At 38.1% G+C, this 21,302-nt stretch carries 19 protein-coding genes and 2 pseudogenes; 7 read left to right on the forward strand and 14 right to left on the reverse strand.

All coding sequences use genetic code 11. The features are described 5' to 3' along the window. A pseudogene (locus JCM15092_RS15555) lies at nt 1–1,988 on the forward strand (DUF4954 family protein). Between the two features lie 202 nt (nt 1,989–2,190). On the opposite strand, the gene JCM15092_RS08625 reads toward JCM15092_RS15555, so the two are convergent. Further along, a complete protein-coding gene (locus tag JCM15092_RS08625; RefSeq protein WP_024994310.1) occupies nt 2,191–4,083 on the reverse strand; it encodes a CocE/NonD family hydrolase in 1,893 nt (630 codons plus the stop codon). Nucleotides 4,084–4,227: 144 nt separating this feature from the next. Here JCM15092_RS08625 and JCM15092_RS08630 point away from each other — a divergent pair, with 144 nt between their 5' ends. Beyond that, complete coding sequence (locus tag JCM15092_RS08630) at nt 4,228–5,880, forward strand: fumarate hydratase (protein ID WP_024994311.1); 1,653 nt, start codon at nt 4,228–4,230, stop codon at nt 5,878–5,880. Nucleotides 5,881–6,465: 585 nt separating this feature from the next. Here the strand turns inward: JCM15092_RS08630 and JCM15092_RS15560 are convergent. From JCM15092_RS15560 to frr, 3 genes and pseudogenes are all read right to left on the reverse strand, one after another. After that, nucleotides 6,466–7,447, reverse strand: a pseudogene (locus JCM15092_RS15560) (M28 family metallopeptidase). A 49-nt stretch (nt 7,448–7,496) separates the two neighbouring features. Further along, nucleotides 7,497–8,429 carry a ribosome small subunit-dependent GTPase A gene (gene rsgA / locus JCM15092_RS08640; RefSeq protein ID WP_024994312.1) on the reverse strand — a complete coding sequence of 311 codons (933 nt, stop codon included), beginning with the start codon at nt 8,427–8,429 and terminating at the stop codon, nt 7,497–7,499. A 25-nt stretch (nt 8,430–8,454) separates the two neighbouring features. Next, the gene (gene frr, locus JCM15092_RS08645; protein ID WP_024994313.1) at nt 8,455–9,015 is read right to left on the reverse strand and encodes a ribosome recycling factor; all 561 of its coding nucleotides are present in this window, start codon (nt 9,013–9,015) and stop codon (nt 8,455–8,457) included. 181 nt (nt 9,016–9,196) lie between these two features. On the opposite strand from frr, the gene JCM15092_RS08650 reads away from it, so the two are divergent. After that, complete coding sequence (locus JCM15092_RS08650) at nt 9,197–9,712, forward strand: histidine phosphatase family protein (RefSeq protein WP_024994314.1); 516 nt, start codon at nt 9,197–9,199, stop codon at nt 9,710–9,712. A gap of 78 nt (nt 9,713–9,790) precedes the next feature. Here JCM15092_RS08650 and pyrH read toward each other — a convergent pair whose 3' ends face one another. Together pyrH and JCM15092_RS08660 are read right to left on the reverse strand one after the other, a co-directional pair. Continuing rightward, a complete protein-coding gene (gene pyrH, locus JCM15092_RS08655) occupies nt 9,791–10,501 on the reverse strand; it encodes a UMP kinase (RefSeq protein ID WP_024994315.1) in 711 nt (236 codons plus the stop codon). Nucleotides 10,502–10,549: 48 nt separating this feature from the next. After that, nucleotides 10,550–10,918, reverse strand: coding sequence for a YraN family protein (locus tag JCM15092_RS08660; RefSeq protein ID WP_024994316.1), 369 nt, complete (start codon nt 10,916–10,918; stop codon nt 10,550–10,552). Nucleotides 10,919–11,089: 171 nt separating this feature from the next. On the opposite strand from JCM15092_RS08660, the gene JCM15092_RS08665 reads away from it, so the two are divergent. Further along, nucleotides 11,090–11,536: a nucleoside deaminase gene (locus JCM15092_RS08665; protein WP_024994317.1), complete on the forward strand. Its 447-nt coding sequence runs from the start codon at nt 11,090–11,092 to the stop codon at nt 11,534–11,536. A gap of 2 nt (nt 11,537–11,538) precedes the next feature. Here JCM15092_RS08665 and JCM15092_RS08670 read toward each other — a convergent pair whose 3' ends face one another. From JCM15092_RS08670 to JCM15092_RS08680, 3 genes are read right to left on the reverse strand one after another with little or no spacing between them, the layout of a single operon-like run. Beyond that, entirely contained in the window at nt 11,539–11,817 is a 279-nt protein-coding gene (locus tag JCM15092_RS08670) for a DUF4834 family protein (RefSeq protein ID WP_024994318.1), read from the reverse strand. A gap of 41 nt (nt 11,818–11,858) precedes the next feature. Next, nucleotides 11,859–12,572 carry a CDP-diacylglycerol--serine O-phosphatidyltransferase gene (pssA, locus tag JCM15092_RS08675; protein WP_024994319.1) on the reverse strand — a complete coding sequence of 238 codons (714 nt, stop codon included), beginning with the start codon at nt 12,570–12,572 and terminating at the stop codon, nt 11,859–11,861. A gap of 11 nt (nt 12,573–12,583) precedes the next feature. Then, the gene (locus JCM15092_RS08680) at nt 12,584–13,273 is read right to left on the reverse strand and encodes a phosphatidylserine decarboxylase family protein (protein ID WP_024994320.1); all 690 of its coding nucleotides are present in this window, start codon (nt 13,271–13,273) and stop codon (nt 12,584–12,586) included. 196 nt (nt 13,274–13,469) lie between these two features. Between JCM15092_RS08680 and dnaE the strand changes: the two genes are divergently transcribed. The 3 genes from dnaE to JCM15092_RS08695 are packed head-to-tail and all read left to right on the forward strand — an operon-like array spanning nt 13,470 to nt 17,975. Beyond that, a complete protein-coding gene (dnaE, locus tag JCM15092_RS08685) occupies nt 13,470–17,255 on the forward strand; it encodes a DNA polymerase III subunit alpha (RefSeq protein WP_024994321.1) in 3,786 nt (1,261 codons plus the stop codon). Between the two features lie 36 nt (nt 17,256–17,291). Continuing rightward, entirely contained in the window at nt 17,292–17,606 is a 315-nt protein-coding gene (gene trxA / locus JCM15092_RS08690) for a thioredoxin (protein WP_024994322.1), read from the forward strand. Nucleotides 17,607–17,639: 33 nt separating this feature from the next. Further along, nucleotides 17,640–17,975 carry a hypothetical protein gene (locus JCM15092_RS08695; RefSeq protein ID WP_024994323.1) on the forward strand — a complete coding sequence of 112 codons (336 nt, stop codon included), beginning with the start codon at nt 17,640–17,642 and terminating at the stop codon, nt 17,973–17,975. Nucleotides 17,976–18,074: 99 nt separating this feature from the next. Here the strand turns inward: JCM15092_RS08695 and JCM15092_RS08700 are convergent, their stop codons facing one another. From JCM15092_RS08700 to JCM15092_RS08720, 5 genes are read right to left on the reverse strand one after another with little or no spacing between them, the layout of a single operon-like run. Continuing rightward, complete coding sequence (locus JCM15092_RS08700; RefSeq protein ID WP_024994324.1) at nt 18,075–18,299, reverse strand: immunity 17 family protein; 225 nt, start codon at nt 18,297–18,299, stop codon at nt 18,075–18,077. 10 nt (nt 18,300–18,309) lie between these two features. After that, nucleotides 18,310–18,729, reverse strand: a complete 420-nt coding sequence (tsaE, locus tag JCM15092_RS08705) for a tRNA (adenosine(37)-N6)-threonylcarbamoyltransferase complex ATPase subunit type 1 TsaE (RefSeq protein ID WP_024994325.1) — start codon at nt 18,727–18,729, stop codon at nt 18,310–18,312. An 11-nt stretch (nt 18,730–18,740) separates the two neighbouring features. After that, nucleotides 18,741–19,565, reverse strand: coding sequence for a metal ABC transporter permease (locus JCM15092_RS08710; RefSeq protein ID WP_024994326.1), 825 nt, complete (start codon nt 19,563–19,565; stop codon nt 18,741–18,743). A gap of 14 nt (nt 19,566–19,579) precedes the next feature. Continuing rightward, on the reverse strand, nt 19,580–19,996 hold the full coding sequence (locus tag JCM15092_RS08715; protein WP_024994327.1) for a hypothetical protein: 417 nt from the start codon (nt 19,994–19,996) through the stop codon (nt 19,580–19,582). A 15-nt stretch (nt 19,997–20,011) separates the two neighbouring features. Continuing rightward, the gene (locus JCM15092_RS08720; protein ID WP_024994328.1) at nt 20,012–21,247 is read right to left on the reverse strand and encodes a 3-phosphoshikimate 1-carboxyvinyltransferase; all 1,236 of its coding nucleotides are present in this window, start codon (nt 21,245–21,247) and stop codon (nt 20,012–20,014) included. Between the last annotated feature and the right edge of the window lie 55 nt (nt 21,248–21,302).

The following is a 21,302-nucleotide window of genomic DNA, read 5'->3' on the forward strand; positions in this document are numbered from 1 at the left end:
ATGAAAACATATCGCTTATTGAGAAAGGATGAGATCGAGATTCTCGAGAAACAATCCTGCACTGCACAAGAGTGGTCAACAATAGAGGTAGATATAAACTTTGACCCAAAGTATATACATAACACACGCTTTTCGGGTGTAGTAAAATTAGGAGTGTTTAAAGAGGAGTTCACCTTAGCAGGTGGTATTCAGAAACACTCCGGTATATCTAATTCGACTCTGCATAATGTTACAATAGGCGATAACTGCTGCATTGAGAATATTAAGAACTATATAGCTAACTATATAATCGGCAACAATACTTTCATTGAAAATGTAGATATAATACTTGTAGATGGAAAGAGCAAGTTCGGCAATGGTACAGAGGTCGCTGTGCTCAATGAGACAGGTGGAAGAGAGGTCTATATACATGACCGTCTTTCAGCTCATCAAGCATACATTATGGCTCTTTACCGCCATCGCCCACAGCTCATATGCCAGATGAAAAGTATTATATTCAAGTATGCTGAAGAGAATGCATCCGATGTGGGAACAATAGGAAATAACGTTACTATAGTAGATGCAGGATATATTAAGAATGTGCGAATAGGTGACTTCTGTAAGATAGAGGGTGCCGGAAGATTGAAAAACGGTAGTATAAACAGTTGTAAGGTAGCCCCGGTGCACATCGGTTACGGAGTTGTATGCGATGACTTTATAATATCTAGTGGTTCAAGCCTTGAAGATGGAACTATGCTTACTCGCTGCTTCATTGGTCAGGCTTGTCACCTTGGGCATACATATTCAGCATCCGATTCACTCTTCTTCAGTAACTGTCAGGAGGAGAATGGAGAGGCTTGCGCAATATTTGCCGGTCCTTTTACTGTTACACATCATAAATCTACTCTGCTCATTGCCGGTATGTTCTCGTTTATGAATGCAGGTTCCGGTTCAAACCAGAGTAACCATATGTATAAGTTAGGTCCGATACACCAAGGAGCTATGGAAAGAGGTGCAAAAACCACTTCAGACTCATATATACTTTGGCCTGCGCGTATAGGAGCTTTCTCACTTGTTATGGGGCGTCATGTAAACCATTCCGATACTTCCAACCTTCCATTCTCTTACCTCATAGAGCAGCAGAATACTACTTATCTGGTACCAGGAGCTAACTTGAGGAGCGTTGGTACTATAAGAGATGCTCAGAAGTGGCCTAAACGTGATGGACGTACCGATCCTAACCGCCTTGATCAGATAAACTATAATCTTTTAAGTCCATATACCATCCAAAAGATGATAAATGGAATGAGTATACTTAAAGATCTTAGAAAAGTGTCTGGTGAGACATCAGATATTTATGCTTATCAGAGTGCAAAGATTAAGAATTCATCGCTTAATAATGGTATTCATTTCTATGAAATGGCTGTTAATAAGTTTTTAGGAAACTCAGTTATTAAACGACTCGAAGGACTTATTCCTGAGGATGATTCGTCAATAAGAGAGAGACTTCAACCGGATACTGAGATTGGAAAAGGTGAATGGTAGATATATCTGGTCTTATAGCCCCAAAGAGTGAGATTGAGAGACTGATGAATGACATTGAAAGTGGAGAGCTGACTAATGTGGATCAGATTCATGATCGTTTTGCGATTATGCATGCCAACTACTATACTTATGAATGGACTTGGGCATACGAGATGATTCTGGAATACTATAAACTTGATGCATCTAAGCTATCTGCAAAAGATATTATTCATATTGTAAATGAATGGATGAATGCTGTCGTATCTCTCGACAATATGGTCTATGCAGATGCTAAGAAGGAATTCTCTCTCTCGGCAATGACCGGATTTGGTGCAGATGGTAACCGTAAGGAGCAGGAGCAGGATTTTGAACAGGTTAGAGGTGCTTTCGAAAGTAATACCTTTGTTACTGCCGTTCTTCAGCATATTGAGGTGAAGACTGAACTTGGAAATGAACTGATATCTCGTCTGAATAATATAATCTAGTTCTCTATTAGAAGAGATAGAGGAATATCTATTAAATAAGCTCTTTTTCTATTCATCACGAAGTATATTTTTCAATGATTAATAGAAGAAGAGCTTCTCTTATATCTGATTTATTATCCAAAGGCATAAAACAATTATCCAAAGCCTTTGGACAAATATCCTAAGGCTTTGGATAAGTAAATTAAGAGATAATATCTGTTATTTATTTTACTATTGGTAGAATTACTCTCGAAGCAGCTCCTTTTTGGTGGAATATCTCTATATTCTGCTTCATCATAAAATCTTCAATACTACAATTGTATGTATCAATGAACTTCTGTGGGTTACGGTCAATAATAGGGAACCATGAACTTTGAATCTGTACCATTATACGATGTCCTGGAAGAAAAGTGTGAGCTACATCATAAAGAGTGTAGTTTACATCGGTTACCTTGCCCGGCTTGAATGGTTTAGGATTATCGAAACCTTCACGAAAGCGTCCTCTGAATAGTTCACCTCGTACCATAAGCTGATATCCGCTCATAGGGTAGCTTATATTGTATCTATCCTTGATTTCATTGTTATAGTCGAAGTTTTCAGAGAAAACATCTATAACCTTTACCATAAAATCGGCATCAGTTCCCTCAATGGCAACTTTAAGCTCGACTTCTATTGGTCCACCTAATCTGAGAGTATCTTTCAGTGGCTCGCTTACAAATGTCAGCACATCTGGACGAGAAGAAGCGAATCTCTGGTCGTCTACCATGAACTCTTTCGTACGATATGTGGTAGGGTTTGCTGTGTATGGCACAGGATGTCCCATGTCAGATATATACTTGCTTGAAGAGGATTTATCCTGTGGCATATCTGTAGAGACAGAGCCATTGCCATGCAGATATAGTGGAGTAGGAATCATTCCTGTCAAAGGCCATTGATTGGATGCTCTCCAACGATTATCTCCCGAGAAGAATACACTGACATTATTTTGAGGCTTCTCTCCCTTACCCTCAAGATAGTATCTGAAGAAAGGATACTCAATGTTATCCTGATAATCCTTTGAAGAATCATTCCCAAAGTAGATATTTCCAAATGCTTGAAAATCTCTTCTAGTCCATGCTCCATGCCACCAAGGCCCAAATGCAAGATAAAGTTCGGTATACGGTGACTGTTTCTTTATTGCTTTATATGTTTCCCATGCTCCGTAGCAATCCTCTGAGTCGAAAAGACCTCCTGTTACAAGTATGGCAGGTTTAAGGTTGTAGCAAGCCTGGCGTACATCGCGCTCTTTCCAGAACTGGTCTAAGTTTGGATGATTCTTGATATTATTCCACATTGTCTCCGTACTATCGTTAACCATAGAGTCTATATCCTTAAAGGTACCGACTTTCAGGAAGTCTGTGTATACATCATTTTTTACTATATTGCTTATCACTCCACGTCCCATGTTTTTACCTTCTAGTCGTGGCAGGAAGTTTGTTGTCTGAAGTAGTGTGAAAGCACCGTTGTGATGGCGATCGTCTCCACGGAACCAATCGGTTACAGGAGCCTGTGGTGATACAGCTTTCAGTGCAGGATGGTTGCATGATGCACTCATCGTTGCATAGAACCCGTCATAGCTTATGCCCCATGTTCCAACTCTCTGATTACTGTGGGTGTTGTGTATAAGCCACTCTATAGTATCATAAGTATCCGTTGCTTCATCAATATCTTTGTTACTTTTCTTCTCTTTTAGAAGAGGACGTATCTGAACAAATTCTCCTTCGCTCTTATTGCGCCCACGCACATCTTGGAAGACTATTATATAGTTATTCTCGATATAGTTATTCAGAGAGCCATAAAAACCGCGGTCAAATCCATCACCATAAGGGGAGCATGAATATGGAGTGCGCATCATTAAGGTTGGGTGTTTCTCTGAGTTATCTTTAGGTTCATAAATGGCAGTATATAGTTTCTTACCGTCACGCATCTTTATCATAACCTCTCTTTTGGAATATATCTTTCTCAGGCTATCGGTTATGCTGTCACCCGAAGAGAGTCTTATTGCCTGTAAAGATGTGCTATTAAGAAAACAGATAAGTGATAAAATTAGATAAAGTAGCTTTGGAGTTCTTTTCATTCTCGTTAAATTATGATTAAAAAATAGTAGCTGCAAAGGTAGCCACTTTCCTAAAGTTTTTAAACCTCATTAAGGAAAAATTTCAATAATAGTTGTTACCTTTGTCACATAAATATGTAACAATTTAACTAATAATATAAATTTATGGCAACACCTGATTTTCATTATCAACCTATGTTCGATTTGGGACCTGATAAGACAGAATATTATCTTCTAACTAAAGATTATGTATCTGTTGGAGAATTTGAGGGACAACCAATACTTAAGGTTGCAAAAGATGGACTGACAGCAATGGCAAATGCTGCTTTTCGTGACGTATCTTTCTTGCTTCGTCGTTCACACAACGAACAGGTAGCAAAGATCCTTTCTGACCCTGAAGCTAGTGATAACGATAGATATGTAGCTCTTACTTTCTTGCATAATGCTGAAGTATCTGCAAAAGGAAAACTTCCTCTTTGCCAGGATACAGGTACAGCAATTATTCATGGAGAAAAGGGACAGCATGTTTGGACTGGATATTGCGATGAAGAGGCTCTTTCTTTAGGAGTATACAAGACTTATACTGAAGAGAATCTCCGTTATTCACAGAATGCTCCTCTTAATATGTACGATGAGGTTAATACAAGATGTAATCTCCCTGCTCAGATAGATATCGAAGCTACAGAGGGTATGGAGTATAAATTCCTTTGTGTTACTAAGGGTGGTGGTTCTGCAAACAAGACTTATCTCTACCAAGAGACTAAGGCTGTGCTTAATCCTAATACTTTGGTTCCATTCTTGGTTGAAAAGATGAAGAGCCTTGGTACTGCTGCTTGTCCACCTTATCATATAGCATTCGTTATCGGCGGTACATCTGCTGAGAAGAACCTTCTCACTGTGAAACTTGCTTCAACTCACTATTACGATGAACTTCCTACTTCAGGAAATGAATATGGTCGTGCATTCCGCGATGTTGAACTTGAGAAACAAGTGCTTGAAGAGGCTTATAAAATTGGTCTTGGTGCTCAGTTCGGTGGTAAGTATATGGCACACGATGTACGTATAGTACGTCTTCCTCGTCATGGAGCTTCTTGTCCTATCGGTCTTGGAGTATCTTGCTCTGCTGATAGAAATATCAAGTGTAAGATCAATAAAGATGGTATCTGGATTGAGAAGATGGATGATAAACCAGGAGATTTAATACCGGAAGAGTTTAGAAAAGCGGGCGAGGGTGATGCTGTAAAAATCAACCTTAACCAGCCAATGTCTGAAATCCTTAAGGAGCTGACTAAATATCCTGTATCTACTCGTCTCTCTTTGAATGGTACAATCATAGTAGGCCGTGACATTGCTCATGCAAAACTTAAAGAGCGTTTAGATCGTGGTGAGGATCTTCCTCAATATATCAAGGATCATCCTATATACTATGCAGGTCCTGCTAAAACTCCAGAAGGTATGGCTTGTGGCTCTATGGGCCCAACTACTGCAGGACGTATGGACTCTTATGTTGATTTGTTCCAGTCACATGGGGGTAGCATGATTATGCTTGCTAAGGGTAACCGTAGCCAGCAGGTGACAGATGCTTGCAAGAAATTTGGTGGTTTCTATCTTGGCTCTATCGGTGGTCCGGCAGCTATCCTTGCTCAGAATAACATTAAGAGCATCGAATGTTTGGAATATCCTGAACTTGGTATGGAGGCTATCTGGAAGATTGAAGTTGAAGATTTCCCTGCATTTATCCTTGTAGATGATAAAGGAAATGACTTCTTCAAACAGATTAAGCCACGTTGCGCAGGAAGCTGTGACATTAAAAAGTAATTGTTTATACTATTGCTTTTGAATACAAACTAATAATCATGCAACTTCTTTGTTGCAGAGCAAATAAAATAAAAATGGTTGAACTTCATTTTTGAAGTTCAACCATTTTTTATGAATTTTAAATAATATATATAGTTATCAGTGAACAGAAGAATATCTTAATGGGGAAACTCCTTTTACAATTTTAAATATACTACTAAAATAGTAAGTATCATCAAATCCAAGAAGAAATGTAATCCGGCTTATCTTTGATTACGCATAATCAATAATTTACGTTCCTTTTTGGGGCTATGATCCTATGGAATATAATATCTGAGGATGTGTGCTTTCCTTAATAAATTCATTCAATAGTCTGACTCTATCCGGAAGATGGCATGCACCATGTATATGTCTCTTAAATAAAATTACCCAATAGTCTGGCTCCATATAAGAGGAAAGAAATGGTTTTTTAATTACAATAAAGCCGGACTACTATTGTATATAGTTCTTATTGACAAAACAAATCTTATTATCGGGTTTCGAGATGGCTTAAAAATAAGCAGAGCCTATCTACTGTTTTACTAGTCCTATAGGCTCTCTATTTCATTAATATTTTGCGTTTGCCAGATTCCACATATTTAGGAATGAGCCTTCGTTATATCCACCACCTTGTTGTAATTTATCTTCTCGCTGAGTCGCCAGGCATATGGTAGTCGGCATGTCCGTCGGTGTGATACCATATTATAGGAATACCTGCTTTGGCAAAGCTTCCGTTATCACTACCTCCTACAGGATTATCCCATGAACGGTAGTCAGGTTCCAATTGGAGTCTGTAGGTCTCAATATCTTTCTTAAGCCATTCTCCGAAAATAGGCTTGCTGGCAGTATAGAAATAAACTACATATTTAGGTTTCTGCTCATTTTTGTTTCTTCCAATCATATCGTAGTTAAGATAACCCTTAACCTTGTTAAGCTCAGGATATGTCATAGTGAAGTAACGTGAACCTAATAGTCCTTTCTCTTCGCCATCCCAGAAAGCAAATATCACAGTTCTTTCAGGTTGTACATCTGTTGCCAGGAAAGCTCTTGCAACCTGCAGCACGGCAGATACTCCCGACGCATTATCATCAGCGCCATTGTATATCTTGTCGCCTTCAAGATGCTTATCCATTCCGAGGTGATCGTAATGAGCACCGATAATTATAATCTCATTAGAATTTTTACCATCTATCTTGGCAAGAATATTACGCATTGAAAGTTTCTGGTGTACATCTTCCTTAAGTATAGCAATAGAGTCAGGATGAATTTGGTATTGTCCTTTTTTCTGTCTCTCTGCGCGGTAAGCATCGAAAGGTTGATCATAGTCGTTGAAAAGAGGTCTCAGCCCCATCTGTTTAAGAATTGAGATGATATAATCGCCAGCTATCTTTCCACCATTTTCAGAAGCTTCGCGTCCTTGAAGTTGATCAGAAGCAAGAAAACCAATATGAGCCTCGGCTGTAGCACGGTTAATACTCTCAACACCTTTTTTCTCAGGCAGGCTCTTCTTAGGTGTTGCTGCATGTGTAATAACAGAGAAAGCCGTCATAAAAAATATAGCAGCAATAAAATAATATCTCATAATAAAATATGGTTTATTAATAAGCAGCCCTATATTTCCCCTCTTCCTTATCTTCCAACATGTTCAGGTAGGAGTTATATCTGGACTGGCTTATGTAGTTATCTTCTACAGCTTTGATGACAGCACATCCCGGTTCATGCCTGTGTGTACAGTTACCATACTTGCAGTCAACTGAAAATTTGAATATCTCTTTGAAATAGTGACTCATCTCTTCCTCATCCATATCAAAAGAGCCGAATCCTTTTATTCCCGGAGTATCTATTATATATCCTTCGCCATCAACAGGGAACATCTCTGAGTATGTAGTGGTATGCATACCTTTGTTGTGCATGACAGATATCTCTCTAGTCTTTTGCGATTCTTCAGGGAGCATGGCATTAATAAGGGTAGACTTTCCTACTCCGGAGTTGCCGGATAGGAGAGTGACTTTTCCATTAAGTTCTCTATTAATCTCATCAAGACCTATGTTCTCTTTTGCAGATATCTTGAAACATTCGTAGCCGATATTTGTGTATAGATTGATGAGGGCATCCATATAGTTCACCTCCTCTTGAGAGTATCTGTCAACTTTATTGAATATAAGCTTTACAGGCACCCTGTATGCTTCGGCAGAAGCGAGGAAACGGTCTATGAAGGTAGTTGAAGTCTCTGGGTAGTTTACAGTGACTATGAGCATACACTGGTCGAGGTTTGCAGCAAGTATATGCGACTGTTTGGAAAGATTTGAGGCGCGGCGTACAATATAGTTTTTCCTATCTTCAATTTCAGTAATGAAAGCGGCATTGTCATTGTTGTCAACAATCTGGACGTAATCGCCCACTACCACAGGATTAGTACTTTTGATACCTTTGAGTCGGAAGTTTCCTTTGATTTTACACTCAACATATCTTCCATCGTCGGTCTTTACAAGATACCAGCTTCCGGTGTTTTTTATAACAAGTCCTCTCATCTATTGTATTTCGCGCCTCAAATTATTATACTGTCATAATTTCTTTATCTTTCTCAGCAAGCAAATCATCAATCTTCTTGATGTACTTGTCGTGAACTTTCTGAAGTTTTTCTTCACCGTTCTTCTGCTCATCTTCAGGCATGCCGTCTTTTACAGCTTTCTTAAGGATGTCGATAGCATCGCGGCGAGCATTGCGCACACTTACTTTAGCAGTTTCACCTTCGCTCTTGCACTGTTTAGCAAGTTGTTTACGTCTTTCTTCTGTCAGAGGAGGAATACCTATTCTGATAATCTCTCCATTGTTTTCAGGCGTGATGCCAAGATCGGAATCGATGATAGCTTTTTCGATAGCGCGAAACATATTTTTATCCCAAGGCTTGATAGCGATACTTCTAGCATCGGGTGTAGATACAGCGGCTACGTTGTTGATAGGAACCATACTTCCGTATGAATCAACGCGGATTCCGTCGATAAGGCGTGTGCTGGCTTTTCCTGCACGGATATGAGCCAATGATTCTTCAAGATACATAATGGCCATGTCCATTTTTTCTTGAGCCTCTTCAAGGCAAGTCTTAACGTCTGTCATATAATTATATTATTTAGTATGAGCTTTATTTATACGAATCGAATTGTAGAAACAAAAGTAAAACAATTTTTGATTATCTGCAATATAGAGCTTTGTCGATTATTATACTAATGCTTTACCTTTTTTTATTTGATGCTGTTGTAAAAGTTGTAAATTTGTAGTGGTAGAAAGATTTAAAAGAATGATTACACTATATCTTGTCCGACATGGACAAACAAAAGAGAATTTAGAGAGGATATTTCAAGGGCATCTTCCTGGTACATTGACTGAGGAGGGTATTGAACAGGCTAAGCAATTGCGTGAAGAGTTGAAAGATATTAAATTCGATTCTATAATATGCAGCGACTTGCAAAGGGCTGTAGATACTGTTGATATTCTATTAGATGGAGAAGAGGTTGAATATTACCGCACTGAACTTCTAAGAGAGGTAAACTGGGGAAGTTGGACTGGCATGCTGATAAAAGATGTTGATATAAAAAATCTTCCATCGGATGTTGAGACACAAGAGATGCTTTATGAACGTGCCGGGGATTTTGTGAAGTACCTTAAGAAGAACTATGACGGCACTATCCTGGCAGTAGGACATGGACTTATAAATCGTGCCATTCAGGCAAACATTCAAGATATACCGCTTAGCAATATACGTACTATAGAGAGGGTAAGTAATTGCGAAGTCCGCAAGTTTATTATTAGATAGAAAAAGATCCATACTTAATTTGAACTGACCCCCAAAAGTTTTTGTCTAACTTTTGGGGGTCAGTTCATCCTTTTCTTATTAGTTGTGTACAAAAGTACCTATGTTTTCTTCGTTGATCACTTTCTTCAAGTTACCTACTGTATCCATATCGAATACTATAATAGGAAGATTGTTCTCCTTACACATACATGTAGCTGTGAGATCCATCACTTTTAGTCCTCTACTTAGTACTTCATCGTAAGTTATATCATCGAATTTTGTAGCAGTGGGGTCTTTCTCAGGATCGGCAGTATAAATACCATCAACTCGTGTTCCCTTTAACATTACATCTGCTTCAATCTCTATACCTCTAAGTGAAGAGCCTGTATCAGTAGTAAAAAATGGGTTACCTGTACCTGCAGATAATATGGCAACAGCACCGCTTTCCATTGCTTCAATAGCTTTCCACTTGCTGTAGAACTCACCGATAGGTTCCATTCTTACGGCAGTAAGGACTTTAGTTTTTACCCCTTCAACTTCGAGTGCAGAACTAAGACCAAGACTGTTGATTACTGTAGCCAACATACCCATCTGATCGCCTTTTACTCTGTCAAAACCTTTAGAAGTTCCACTCAGTCCACGGAATATATTACCACCACCTATCACAATTCCAATCTGAACTCCCAGATCGTGTATCTCTTTTATCTGTTTAGCATATTCGCCAAGACGCTTTTCGTCTATACCATATTGCTTTTCGCCCATCAGACTCTCACCGCTGAGCTTCAATAATATTCTTTTGTACTTAGCCATAATGTAGATAACTTTTATATGCTGCAAAAATAAGATATATTTTTATCTCTATCGCCAGATGGGCGGGTAAAATGCATCTTTTATATGATTTATGATAAATGGCTCACTATCTCCGATAACCGAAATTATATCAAATCGTACAGAGTTGTCTATCTGAAACAGACGGATATAAGCATCGGCCGAAGATACTATCCTCTTTATCTTACTGTCGACTACTGAATCCTCAGGGTTACCGAAATTGATATTTCTTCTTGTCTTAACCTCAATGATTACAAGCTCATCTTTATCAAAGGCAATTATATCTAACTCTTTCTTGCCCGATCTCCAGTTACGGTCCTTAATGATATATCCCTCTTTTTCAAGATATCTGCAGGCAACATCTTCGCCTCTATGTCCAAGTTCATTATGTAATGCCATATTATCTTTTTAAGAAGATAAAGATTGTTTTATCTCCATTAGTAACTATTTTTGTGCAACATTATACTAGTCAATTCATAAAGTATAAGTTGTTTTTGGTATAACATACAGATATGCTGAATGAATTTCACTATAAATATATGGATATCAGTAGCTAAAGTTAAATAAAATATGGAAATTCTAAAAAGAGACGATAATTTTTATATGAAGCAGGCACTCATTGAAGCTGAAAAAGCTCAGGAGAGAGGAGAGGTTCCGATAGGTGCTGTGGTTGTGTGCAATGGAAATGTTATTGGAAGAGGTCATAACCTTACTGAGACACTGCATGATGTGACTGCGCATGCTGAGATGCAAGCTATAACAGCTGCTGCAAATTACCTCGGTGCAAAGTATTTAAATAAATGTACTCTTTATGTTACCGTTGAACCGTGTGTGATGTGTGCCGGAGCTATTGGATGGTCTCAGATGGGAAAGGTTGTCTTTGGTACTGAGGATGAAAAACGTGGTTATCAAAGGTTTGCACCTGATGCACTGCATCCTAAAACAGAAGTAGTAAAAGGTATTATGTGTGAAGAATGTGCAGATATTGTAAAGAAATTCTTCAGAAATAAGAGATAAGTCTATTTTATATCTTGATAATCAACATACTCTCCCTCATCTTCACTTATTATCTTACTTTTTTGATCTTGAGAGTTACCGTTGGCTCTACTGTCTTCTTTAGTAGAGCTGTTACCGTATTCGTTATTATCACTTCTAGTATAGGTCTCTCTTCGGCTTGTACGTTTTTTCCCTATACCAAATATCCTTAAGATGCTCGATAATATTGTACTGACAAAGACTAAGCCTATAATCACTACAAAAATAATTATGATAAAGATGAATCCTAAAAAACCAAACATATAATAATTCGTTAATATACCATCAAAAAAATCTTTCCAGATTATTGTTTTGAATATCTAGAAGTAATAACTGATAGAATTATATACCACAATATAACTGCTGCAAAACCACTTATTCCTAAGAATAGAAGAAGAGGAATTGAGACAATAAGGAATATATAACTTATCTTATTTTTTTTCCATGATAGGCTTTTAAATTTAAGAGAGAACATTGGTATCTCACTTATAAGAAGCCAAGACATGAATATTATTAAAATTATTAGATATAGGGCGTTGAATGAATGTGATATCAGAAAATCGTGACCACCAACAACAAGTGATCCCCAAAATAGTGCATTAGCAGGTGTTGGAAGACCTATAAATGATGATGACTGACGAGGGTCAATATTGAACTTTCCTAATCTAAGTGCAGAGAATACAGCAATGATAAATGCAAAATAGGGAACTATATCAGATATTGGTAGTAGAAATTCAGGATAGTCTACCTCTTTAAGTAGTGAAAATACAATTGCAGATGGAGCAAATCCGAAAGTTATATCATCTGCCAATGAATCCAACTCTTTGCCCATTGGGCCTGATACAGATAGTAATCTTGCAAGCATGCCATCGAAAAAGTCGAATACAGCTCCAATAATAATGAAAAGAATAGCCATATCGTATTCAGCGTTGAATGCCATTACTGAGGCAATGCAGCCGGAGAATAGATTGCAGCAAGTAACTGTATTGGGAATATGGCGTGTTATAGAATTTGCCATTTTATTATGTTTTATGGTTTTAACTTAGCAATGACTGTGTCATTACCTACTGTTGACTGCCCCATCTTAACACAAACTTCTGTTCCTAATGGAAGATAGACGTCAACTCGTGAACCGAATTTAATGAATCCCATATGCTCGTCAATGTAGCACTCCTCGCCAACTTCTGCATATGTAACAATTCTTCTAGCCATGGCACCTGCAATCTGTCTTGTCAAAACAGTCTGCCCCTCAGGAGTCTTTATGACAATCGTTGATCTTTCATTATCTGTGCTGGCTTTAGGTAACCAAGCCTTAAGGAACTTACCGTTGTGGTGAGCAACATATTTTACTACTCCATCCACGGGATACCAATTTGCATGAACGTTTACTATGCTCATGAATATAGATATCATTAGTCGGCGGTCATGGAAATACTCATTTTCATCAACTTCTTCAATAACAACAACCCTACCATCAGCAGGAGCTACAACAATGTTTTCTGTGTCGTGTTCAAATAGTCTGATAGGGCAACGAAAGAAATTTATCATTAATAGATAAATTACAGTGCTTGTGAGAGCCAAGAAAAAGAATGGAATTTTACAATCAAATAACCAATATATGAATGCATTTACTGCAATAAGCAAAAAAGCACTTGTTATTAATATGCTTGTTCCTTCTCTATGTAGTCTTATTTTCTTTAATTTTTTTAGTCGGTTCATAATTTTGCGAAACCAAATGTTTGGCAAAAATATATTTAATTTAAAAGCTATGCAAATAAAACGAAACGGAATTGGATGTTTACAACCCTTTTAAAGAAAAAATAGTTCTCTTTATTTAATTAAAGATTATTCTTATTGCATCTTTTCCTAAAGGAGAGTATCTTTAAACCAAGTTTTAAAATGAAGAGATAATATTATGCAGGATTTTGTCCATTTACATGTTCACACACAATACTCAATACTTGATGGTCAGGCTTCTATCCCTAGACTTGTTGATAAAGCAATAGCTAATGGGATGAAAGGTATTGCTGTAACCGACCATGGTGACATGTTTGGAATAAAGGAGTTCTTTAATTACGTTAATAAGAAAAATGGTGGAACTAATGGTGAGATTAAAACTCTAAAAAAGAAAATTTCATCATTGGAGAAAGAGGGAGCTCCTATATCAGAGATTGAAGAGGCTAAACAGGCAATAGAAAATGCAAAAAAGAAACTATTCAAACCAATTCTTGGATGTGAGATGTATGTTGCCAAAAGACGTCTGTTCAATAAAGAGGGCAAACCTGATCAAAGCGGATACCATCTTATAGTTCTTGCAAAAAATGAAAAAGGATACCATAACCTTATTAAACTAGTTTCGAAAGCTTGGACTGAAGGTTTCTATATGCGACCTAGAACAGATAGGGTGGAACTGGAGAAGCATAGTGAAGGTCTTATTATATGTTCTGCCTGCATTGCAGGTGAAGTACCTAGAAATATTATTGCAGGTAAGTATGAACAGGCCGAGGAGGCTATCCAATGGTATAAAAAAGTATTTGGCGACGACTTCTATCTTGAACTACAGAGGCACAAGGCTACTGTTGCCAGAGCAAATCATGAAGCATACAAACTTCAGGAGATTGCTAACTCAAAGATAATAGAATTCTCAAAGAAATATGGAGTAAAACTTGTCTGCACCAATGACGTTCACTTCGTAGATGAAGAGAATGCAGAGGCACACGACAGATTGATCTGCCTTAGTACAGGAAAGGATCTTGATGACCCAAATCGTATGCTATACTCCAAACAGGAGTGGATGAAGACTAAAGAGGAGATGAACGAGGTTTTTGCAGACCAACCTGAAGCTCTTCAAAACACAGCAGATATATGCGACAAGGTTGAATTCTATTCTATCGACCATGCACCTATCATGCCTACTTTCCAAATTCCGGAGGAGTTTGGTACAGAGGAGGGATATAGGAAAAAATATAATGAGAAAGATCTTTTTGATGAATTCACTCAAGACGAAAATGGAAATGTTGTAATGAGTGAGGCTGATGCCAAGTCAAAGATTGAGAAACTTGGTGGTTACGATAAGCTCTATCGTATAAAGCTTGAGGCGGACTATCTGAGAGAACTTGCTATGGAAGGTGCAAGGAGATGTTATGGAGAAGAACTTTCGGACGAAGTTAAAGACCGAATAAAGTTCGAACTTCATATCATGAAGACCATGGGTTTCCCTGGATACTTCTTGATTGTGCAGGATTTTATCAGAGCTGCTCGTGAAGAGCTGGATGTATCTGTTGGGCCAGGACGTGGATCTGCCGCGGGTTCCGCTGTGGCTTATTGTCTTGGAATCACAAAAATAGACCCTATTAAATATGACCTTCTGTTCGAGCGTTTCTTAAACCCGGACCGTATCTCTTTGCCTGATATCGACGTTGACTTCGATGACGACGGACGAGGCAGAGTGTTGAATTGGGTGACCGAGAAGTATGGTCAGGAGAAAGTTGCACATATCATTACCTACGGTACAATGGCCACTAAATTGGCTATTAAGGACGTAGCACGTGTTCAGAAACTTCCTCTTCCTGAATCAGACAGATTGTGTAAGCTTGTACCTGACAAGATACCTGATAAGAAGATGAACCTTCCTAATGCCATTGCATATGTAAAAGAGCTGCAGGCTGCCGAAGTTTCACCAAATCAGATATTACGTGATACTATAAAGTATGCGAAGATGCTCGAAGGTAATGTGCGTAATACAGGTGTGCATGCCTGTGGTACCATTATCTGCCGTGACGATATTACCGATTGGGTACCTGTAAGTACAGCTGATGATAAAGAGACTGGTGAGAAGATGCTCGTTACACAATATGAAGGTAGTGTTATTGAGGATACCGGTCTTATCAAGATGGACTTCTTGGGCTTGAAGACCCTATCGATTATAAAGGAGGCTGTAGAGAATATCAAACGTAGTAAGGGAATTATACTGGATATAGATAATGTAAACATAGAGGACCCTGCAACATATGAACTCTATAGTGAGGGAAGAACAATTGGAACATTTCAGTTCGAGTCTGCAGGTATGCAGAAATATCTCCGTGAACTGAATCCGACAACTTTTGAGGATCTTATTGCGATGAATGCCCTTTATAGACCAGGTCCAATGGACTATATCCCCGATTTCATCGACAGAAAGAACGGTCGTAAGCCTATTGAGTACGATATACCTATCATGGAGAAATACCTTAAAGATACTTATGGTATCACGGTATATCAAGAGCAGGTCATGCTTCTTTCTCGTCTTCTTGCCAACTTTACTCGTGGTGAGTCAGATGCTTTACGTAAAGCCATGGGTAAGAAGCTTAGAGATAAGCTGGATCACATGAAACCTCAATTTATCGAGGGAGGACAGAAGAACGGACATAATCCAAAGGTTCTTGAGAAGATATGGACCGACTGGGAGAAGTTTGCATCATATGCGTTCAATAAGTCGCATGCTACATGCTACTCATGGGTAGCTTTCCAGACTGCGTTTCTTAAAGCGAACTATCCTTCTGAATATATGGCGGCTACAATGAGCCGAAATATTTCAAACATTACCGAAATCACTAAACTGATGGACGAATGTAAGGCAACTGGTATACGTACTCTTGGTCCTGACATAAACGAGAGTTACCATAAATTCTCTGTTAACCATAGAGGTGATATACGTTTTGGCCTTGGAGCGATAAAAGGTGTTGGTGAAAGTGCTGTTCAGAGCATTATTGACGAGCGTGAGAAGAATGGACCTTATAAAGATATATTCGATTTTGTCCAAAGAGTAAACCTGTCAGCTTGTAACCGTAAGAATATTGAAAACCTTGCTTTGGCAGGTGCTTTCGACAGTTTCCCTGAGATAAAGAGAGAGGACTTTTTCGAAATGAATGCCAAGGGTGAAGAATTCGCTGAGGTATTGGTTAGATATGGCAATAAATATCAGATGGATAAGTCGGCTGCTACCAACTCACTCTTTGGTGGTGACAATATGGTTGAAGTGGCAACTCCTGAGATTGTCTCTGCATCACAGTGGGGTGATCTTGAGAAGTTGAACAGAGAGAGAGAACTGGTAGGTATCTATCTTTCAGCTCACCCTCTTGATGAATATTCAGTAATTCTTGAGAACGTATGTAATGTTACCATGTTGGAGCTGTCTGATCTCACTCCGTTACAGGGCAGAGACCTTGTTATGGGTGGTATAGTTACTAATGTACGCGAAGGTCAGACAAAGACAGGAAAACCTTATGGTATTGCGAAGGTTGAAGACTACTCAGGCTCCTATGAATTTGCATTTTTCGGTTCAGAATGGATTGATAAAAGAAACTTCTTTATGGTAGGAATGTTCCTATTCTTGAAGGGCAAATGTCAATCAAGACAGTGGAAACAGGATGAGTGGGAGGTAAAAGTAGGTAATATAGAACTACTTTCTGAAGTAAAAGACAAACTTATAGATAAAATTACCATAAATGCACCTCTTTCATCGGTTGACGATGAGATGATAACCGATCTGCTTTCAATAGTAAAGGAACATCCCGGAAGAGCAGAACTATGCTTCGTTGTGAAAGATGAGGATGGTGAGATGCATGTGAGCCTTAGCTCGAAGACAATACACATTGAGGTTGAGAAAACAGTTATGAGTTATATAAAAAGTCAGCCCCAATTGTCGTTTAAAATAAATTAGTATATTTGCATATATAATCTATTAATAAGATAAGAGATGGCACTAGAAATTACAGATAATAATTTTGAAAGTATTTTGGCAGAGAACAAGCCTTTAGTATTAGATTTTTGGGCATCATGGTGTGGTCCATGTAAGAAAATCGGTCCAGATATTGAGGCTTTAGCTGATGAATATAAAGATCAGGTTAATGTTGGTAAATGTGATGTTGATGAAAATGACGAACTTACCGGTAAATTTGGTGTACGTAATATACCTACAGTGCTTTTCATTAAGAATGGTGAAGTAGTTGACAAACAGGTTGGCGCAGCTTCAAAAGCACAGTTAGAAGAGAAACTCAAAAAAATATTATAATCAACTTAGTATTAACCCATTAATTATTAATCTATGGGACAAGAAGACGATTTCCTACTAGAAGACGAGGATGATGAAAAGACTATTGAGTTTATCAAAGCCTACCTCCCTCAAGAGCTAAAAGACAAGTTCACAGACGATGACCTGTATTACATGCTCGATGTGATTGTCGACTATTACACAACAAGTGGTTGTCTCGATGCTGAACCTGATAAAGAGGGATATATTAGCATAGACCAGGATGAGATTGTTGATTACATAGTTAAAGAGGCAAAGAAAGATGAGATGGGACCATATGCTCCTGAAGATGTTCTCTTTGTGGTACAGGGAGAGATGGAGTATGGTAATTCTATTGGTCAAGTGGATTAAATCATAATCTTAATTACCATTTTACATGGTAGTGATTATTAAACTATAAAAAAGAGGATGAATCATTGATTCATCCTTTTTTTAATCTATATATAATGACTATTTTGCAATACCATTCACAGAGAGAAAGAAAAAGACCCCTGTGGCAATCATTAATAAGCCGATGAGGGCATAAAACCATCTCGCTTTTTTTCTTCCTGCGTTCTTAACGATAAACTCTGAGTTATGAGAGTTGAAGAACCAGTCCCAGTTGAATATTGCTGCCAGCAGTGATAAGCATCCAACGATTACAAAAACTGCTTGCAAAATATAGTGCATTGTCATGGCAAATCAATTAAGCTTCAAATTTTATAGAGCGGCTTCCGTCTTCATTCTCATCAATATATACCTTGACAGCATCTCCAGGTAGAAGTTCTTCTACTAGTTCAGGCCATTCAATAAAGCAAAGAGCTCCACTGTAGAAGTAATCTTCATATCCCATATCGTAAACCTCGTCTAGTTTCTTTATTCTGTAAAAGTCGAAGTGGTATATCAGTTCACCATTCTCATCTGAGCGGTATTCATTTACTATTGCAAATGTAGGTGAGTTGATTACATCAGTAACACCTAACTCTTCACAGACAGCTTTTATAAATGTTGTTTTTCCTGCTCCCATTTTTCCATAAAAGGCGAAGACTGTATTGTCGCCCATAGCAGAAATAAACTCTTTTGCAGTCTCATGGATGTTATCCAGTGAATTAATTTTTATTTCCATATTGTTTCTATTTAATTCCTTGATTTAACTGTATATATGTTCTTCCCTAATTTGCAAATTACATAAATCAGTATTGAGAAGAATATTATTGAAGCACCCGAAGGTACTTGAAGTGTATAAGACATTAGTAGTCCCCCAAGACAACCTATGTAGCCTATAGCTATAGAGAGCCATATCATATTCTTATAGCTATGTGTGAATATGTTGGCTGTTATCTGTGGTAGTGTAAGCAGGGATATTGCAAGAACGATACCTATCATGCGAAGACAAGCCACAATAGTCAGAGCAATGAAAACCATCATAAGATACTCAAAGAAGACTACTGGCATGCGCTGTGAACGAGCAAATTCCCTGTCAAAAGAGATATATACTATAGGGTGGAAGAACATTATAAAGAATATTGTTACAATGGCTGAGATGACAGCAAGGAATATAATGTCTCCTGTTGTTATAGTAAGTATATTTCCAAAGAGGAATGCTGAGAGATCAGGTGTAAAGCCAGGTGCAAGGAAGCTGAATATTATACCTATAGCCATTCCGAAAGTCCAGAAGACTGCAATTGCTGAGTCTTCTCTAACATCATTTCTTTTACTGAGCCACTCTATTCCTAAAGCTGATAATATAGAAAATATTGCAGCTGATATGATGGGTGATATGCCAAAGAATAGACCTATACCTATTCCTCCAAATGATGCATGAGTGATTCCGCCACTGATAAAAACAAGGCGTTTGGTAACAATATATGTTCCCATGATACCACATGCAATACTTGCAAAAAGGCTTCCGAGCAGTGCATTGCGGAAAAATGCATATTGAAGAAGTTCAATTAAATCCATTACTATCCTCTCTGTTAAATTCTTCTCTCACCAACAATCAGGAAAAGTTCATCTTTAAGTTCATCAGGTATTTCAATACCTCTTAGCTGAAGACTTCTTGCCCATCCGGCAACCTCATCTTCTTTGCAAGTATACATAATTTCCCTGAACTCATCAATCTCATCACTGCTATATTTGTCAGAAGGATAACTCTTGAAACGATCCAGTTCCTCATCATCGTAGTACTCAATATTTTTACTTACAGCAGCCAGAAGGCTCTCTTTTTCGCAGACCTCATGCTGACCGCAACATTCTGAATCAACAGTAATGATTTCAGGGGCTTTTTCAATTTCCCCTTTTTCAATCTGTCTCTTAATCTTTATATTCCTTGCCCATCCAACTATCATAGCTATGATGAAGACAACGAAAAATGAAATAATCAATATCCACATATCTTATTTGCCTTTCTATTCTACCTCTTCAACAATAAATCCTGCTTTTTTTAAATCTTCAAAGTATCTTGGGTATGATTTTGATACCACTTCAGGGTTGTTTATAGTTATCTTATCGATAAAAAGAGCAGCCGGGGCAAATGCCATAGCCATTCTGTGGTCCTCGTATGTGTCGATGGCTTGGTATGAAGGTTCAACGCGTTCTCCATTCCACCATAGAATAGAGTCTTCGGTGTCGTGTATTACATATCCGAGCTTTATCATCTCTTTCTTCAACGCTTCAATTCTATCTGTCTCTTTAATCTTCAGACTCTGAAGACCTGTAAATCGGAAAGGAATGTTCAACAGCGAACATGTTACAACAAAAGTCTGAGCAAGATCAGGCTGATTGACGAAGTCATAGTTAAATTCAGTAATTACATCACTCTTTTTCGCTATAGTAACATAATCTTTTCCATACTCTGTCTTTACGCCTAACATATCGAATATATCTGCCACCTTGCTATCTCCCTGTAAACTATCTGCAAAGAGCATAGGTAGTACCACCTTTGCACTCTGTGAGAGAGCAGCAATCTGATACCAGTATGAAGCAGCGCTCCAGTCATTCTCAATATAGAATGGCATAGATTTGTACTGTGACTTTTCAATCTTTATTGTAGCCTCATCTTTCCAAAATGCAGTAGCACCGAACTGTTTCATAAGTTCCATCGTGAGATTGATATAAGGACGTGATATAATATCACCTGTAAGCTTTATCTCGAGTCCATCTGTAAGGGTCGCACCAATCATCATTAATGCCGATATATATTGCGAGCTTACGCTTCCCGGTATGTCGATAGACCCTCCGATAAGCACCTTTCCCTTTATCCTCAATGGTGGAAATCCCTCTTCATTTACATAACTTATCTCTGCACCTAATTTCCTTAATGCTTCTACAAGAATCTTTATCGGACGCTTCTTCATCCTTTCCGATCCAGTGATAATCCTATCGCTACCTGGTAATACAGATAGATAAGCAGTAAGAAAACGCATAGCTGTTCCAGCAGCCATAATATCAATCTCTTCGCCCTCTTTACTCATCAAAGCCTTAACCATCACCCTAGTGTCGTCACACTCCGATAAATTATCAGGATATGATGATGATTGGGAGAGAGCATTAATTATTAATGCTCTGTTGCTTATGCTCTTAGATGCAGGCAGTATAATAGTAGTATCAACTGTTCTTGGAGCTCTTATCTTTATCTGCTTCATATAAGTAAAGTTTGTTGAGATGCAAATTTACTAAAAAAGAATATATACTCTGTTT

Origin of the sequence: Phocaeicola paurosaccharolyticus JCM 15092, assembly GCF_000613805.1 — a bacterium.
In the GTDB taxonomy this organism is placed as follows: Bacteria; Bacteroidota; Bacteroidia; order Bacteroidales; family Bacteroidaceae; genus Phocaeicola; species Phocaeicola paurosaccharolyticus.

What these genes read in the sequence shown, in the direction of transcription:
- JCM15092_RS08665 (WP_024994317.1), top strand. Translation starts at nt 11,090, where the DNA reads ATGGAAATTCTAAAAAGAGACGATAATTTTTATATGAAGCAGGCACTC.
- trxA (WP_024994322.1), top strand. Translation starts at nt 17,292, where the DNA reads ATGGCACTAGAAATTACAGATAATAATTTTGAAAGTATTTTGGCAGAG.
- JCM15092_RS08715 (WP_024994327.1), bottom strand. Translation starts at nt 19,996, where the DNA reads ATGTGGATATTGATTATTTCATTTTTCGTTGTCTTCATCATAGCTATG.
- JCM15092_RS08700 (WP_024994324.1), bottom strand. Translation starts at nt 18,299, where the DNA reads ATGACAATGCACTATATTTTGCAAGCAGTTTTTGTAATCGTTGGATGC.
- JCM15092_RS08650 (WP_024994314.1), top strand. Translation starts at nt 9,197, where the DNA reads ATGATTACACTATATCTTGTCCGACATGGACAAACAAAAGAGAATTTA.
- JCM15092_RS08625 (WP_024994310.1), bottom strand. Translation starts at nt 4,083, where the DNA reads ATGAAAAGAACTCCAAAGCTACTTTATCTAATTTTATCACTTATCTGT.
- JCM15092_RS08630 (WP_024994311.1), top strand. Translation starts at nt 4,228, where the DNA reads ATGGCAACACCTGATTTTCATTATCAACCTATGTTCGATTTGGGACCT.
- JCM15092_RS08695 (WP_024994323.1), top strand. Translation starts at nt 17,640, where the DNA reads ATGGGACAAGAAGACGATTTCCTACTAGAAGACGAGGATGATGAAAAG.
- tsaE (WP_024994325.1), bottom strand. Translation starts at nt 18,729, where the DNA reads ATGGAAATAAAAATTAATTCACTGGATAACATCCATGAGACTGCAAAA.
- pyrH (WP_024994315.1), bottom strand. Translation starts at nt 10,501, where the DNA reads ATGGCTAAGTACAAAAGAATATTATTGAAGCTCAGCGGTGAGAGTCTG.
- frr (WP_024994313.1), bottom strand. Translation starts at nt 9,015, where the DNA reads ATGACAGACGTTAAGACTTGCCTTGAAGAGGCTCAAGAAAAAATGGAC.
- JCM15092_RS08710 (WP_024994326.1), bottom strand. Translation starts at nt 19,565, where the DNA reads ATGGATTTAATTGAACTTCTTCAATATGCATTTTTCCGCAATGCACTG.
- pssA (WP_024994319.1), bottom strand. Translation starts at nt 12,572, where the DNA reads ATGGCAAATTCTATAACACGCCATATTCCCAATACAGTTACTTGCTGC.
- JCM15092_RS08680 (WP_024994320.1), bottom strand. Translation starts at nt 13,273, where the DNA reads ATGAACCGACTAAAAAAATTAAAGAAAATAAGACTACATAGAGAAGGA.
- dnaE (WP_024994321.1), top strand. Translation starts at nt 13,470, where the DNA reads ATGCAGGATTTTGTCCATTTACATGTTCACACACAATACTCAATACTT.
- JCM15092_RS08660 (WP_024994316.1), bottom strand. Translation starts at nt 10,918, where the DNA reads ATGGCATTACATAATGAACTTGGACATAGAGGCGAAGATGTTGCCTGC.
- JCM15092_RS08720 (WP_024994328.1), bottom strand. Translation starts at nt 21,247, where the DNA reads ATGAAGCAGATAAAGATAAGAGCTCCAAGAACAGTTGATACTACTATT.
- JCM15092_RS08670 (WP_024994318.1), bottom strand. Translation starts at nt 11,817, where the DNA reads ATGTTTGGTTTTTTAGGATTCATCTTTATCATAATTATTTTTGTAGTG.
- rsgA (WP_024994312.1), bottom strand. Translation starts at nt 8,429, where the DNA reads ATGAGAGGACTTGTTATAAAAAACACCGGAAGCTGGTATCTTGTAAAG.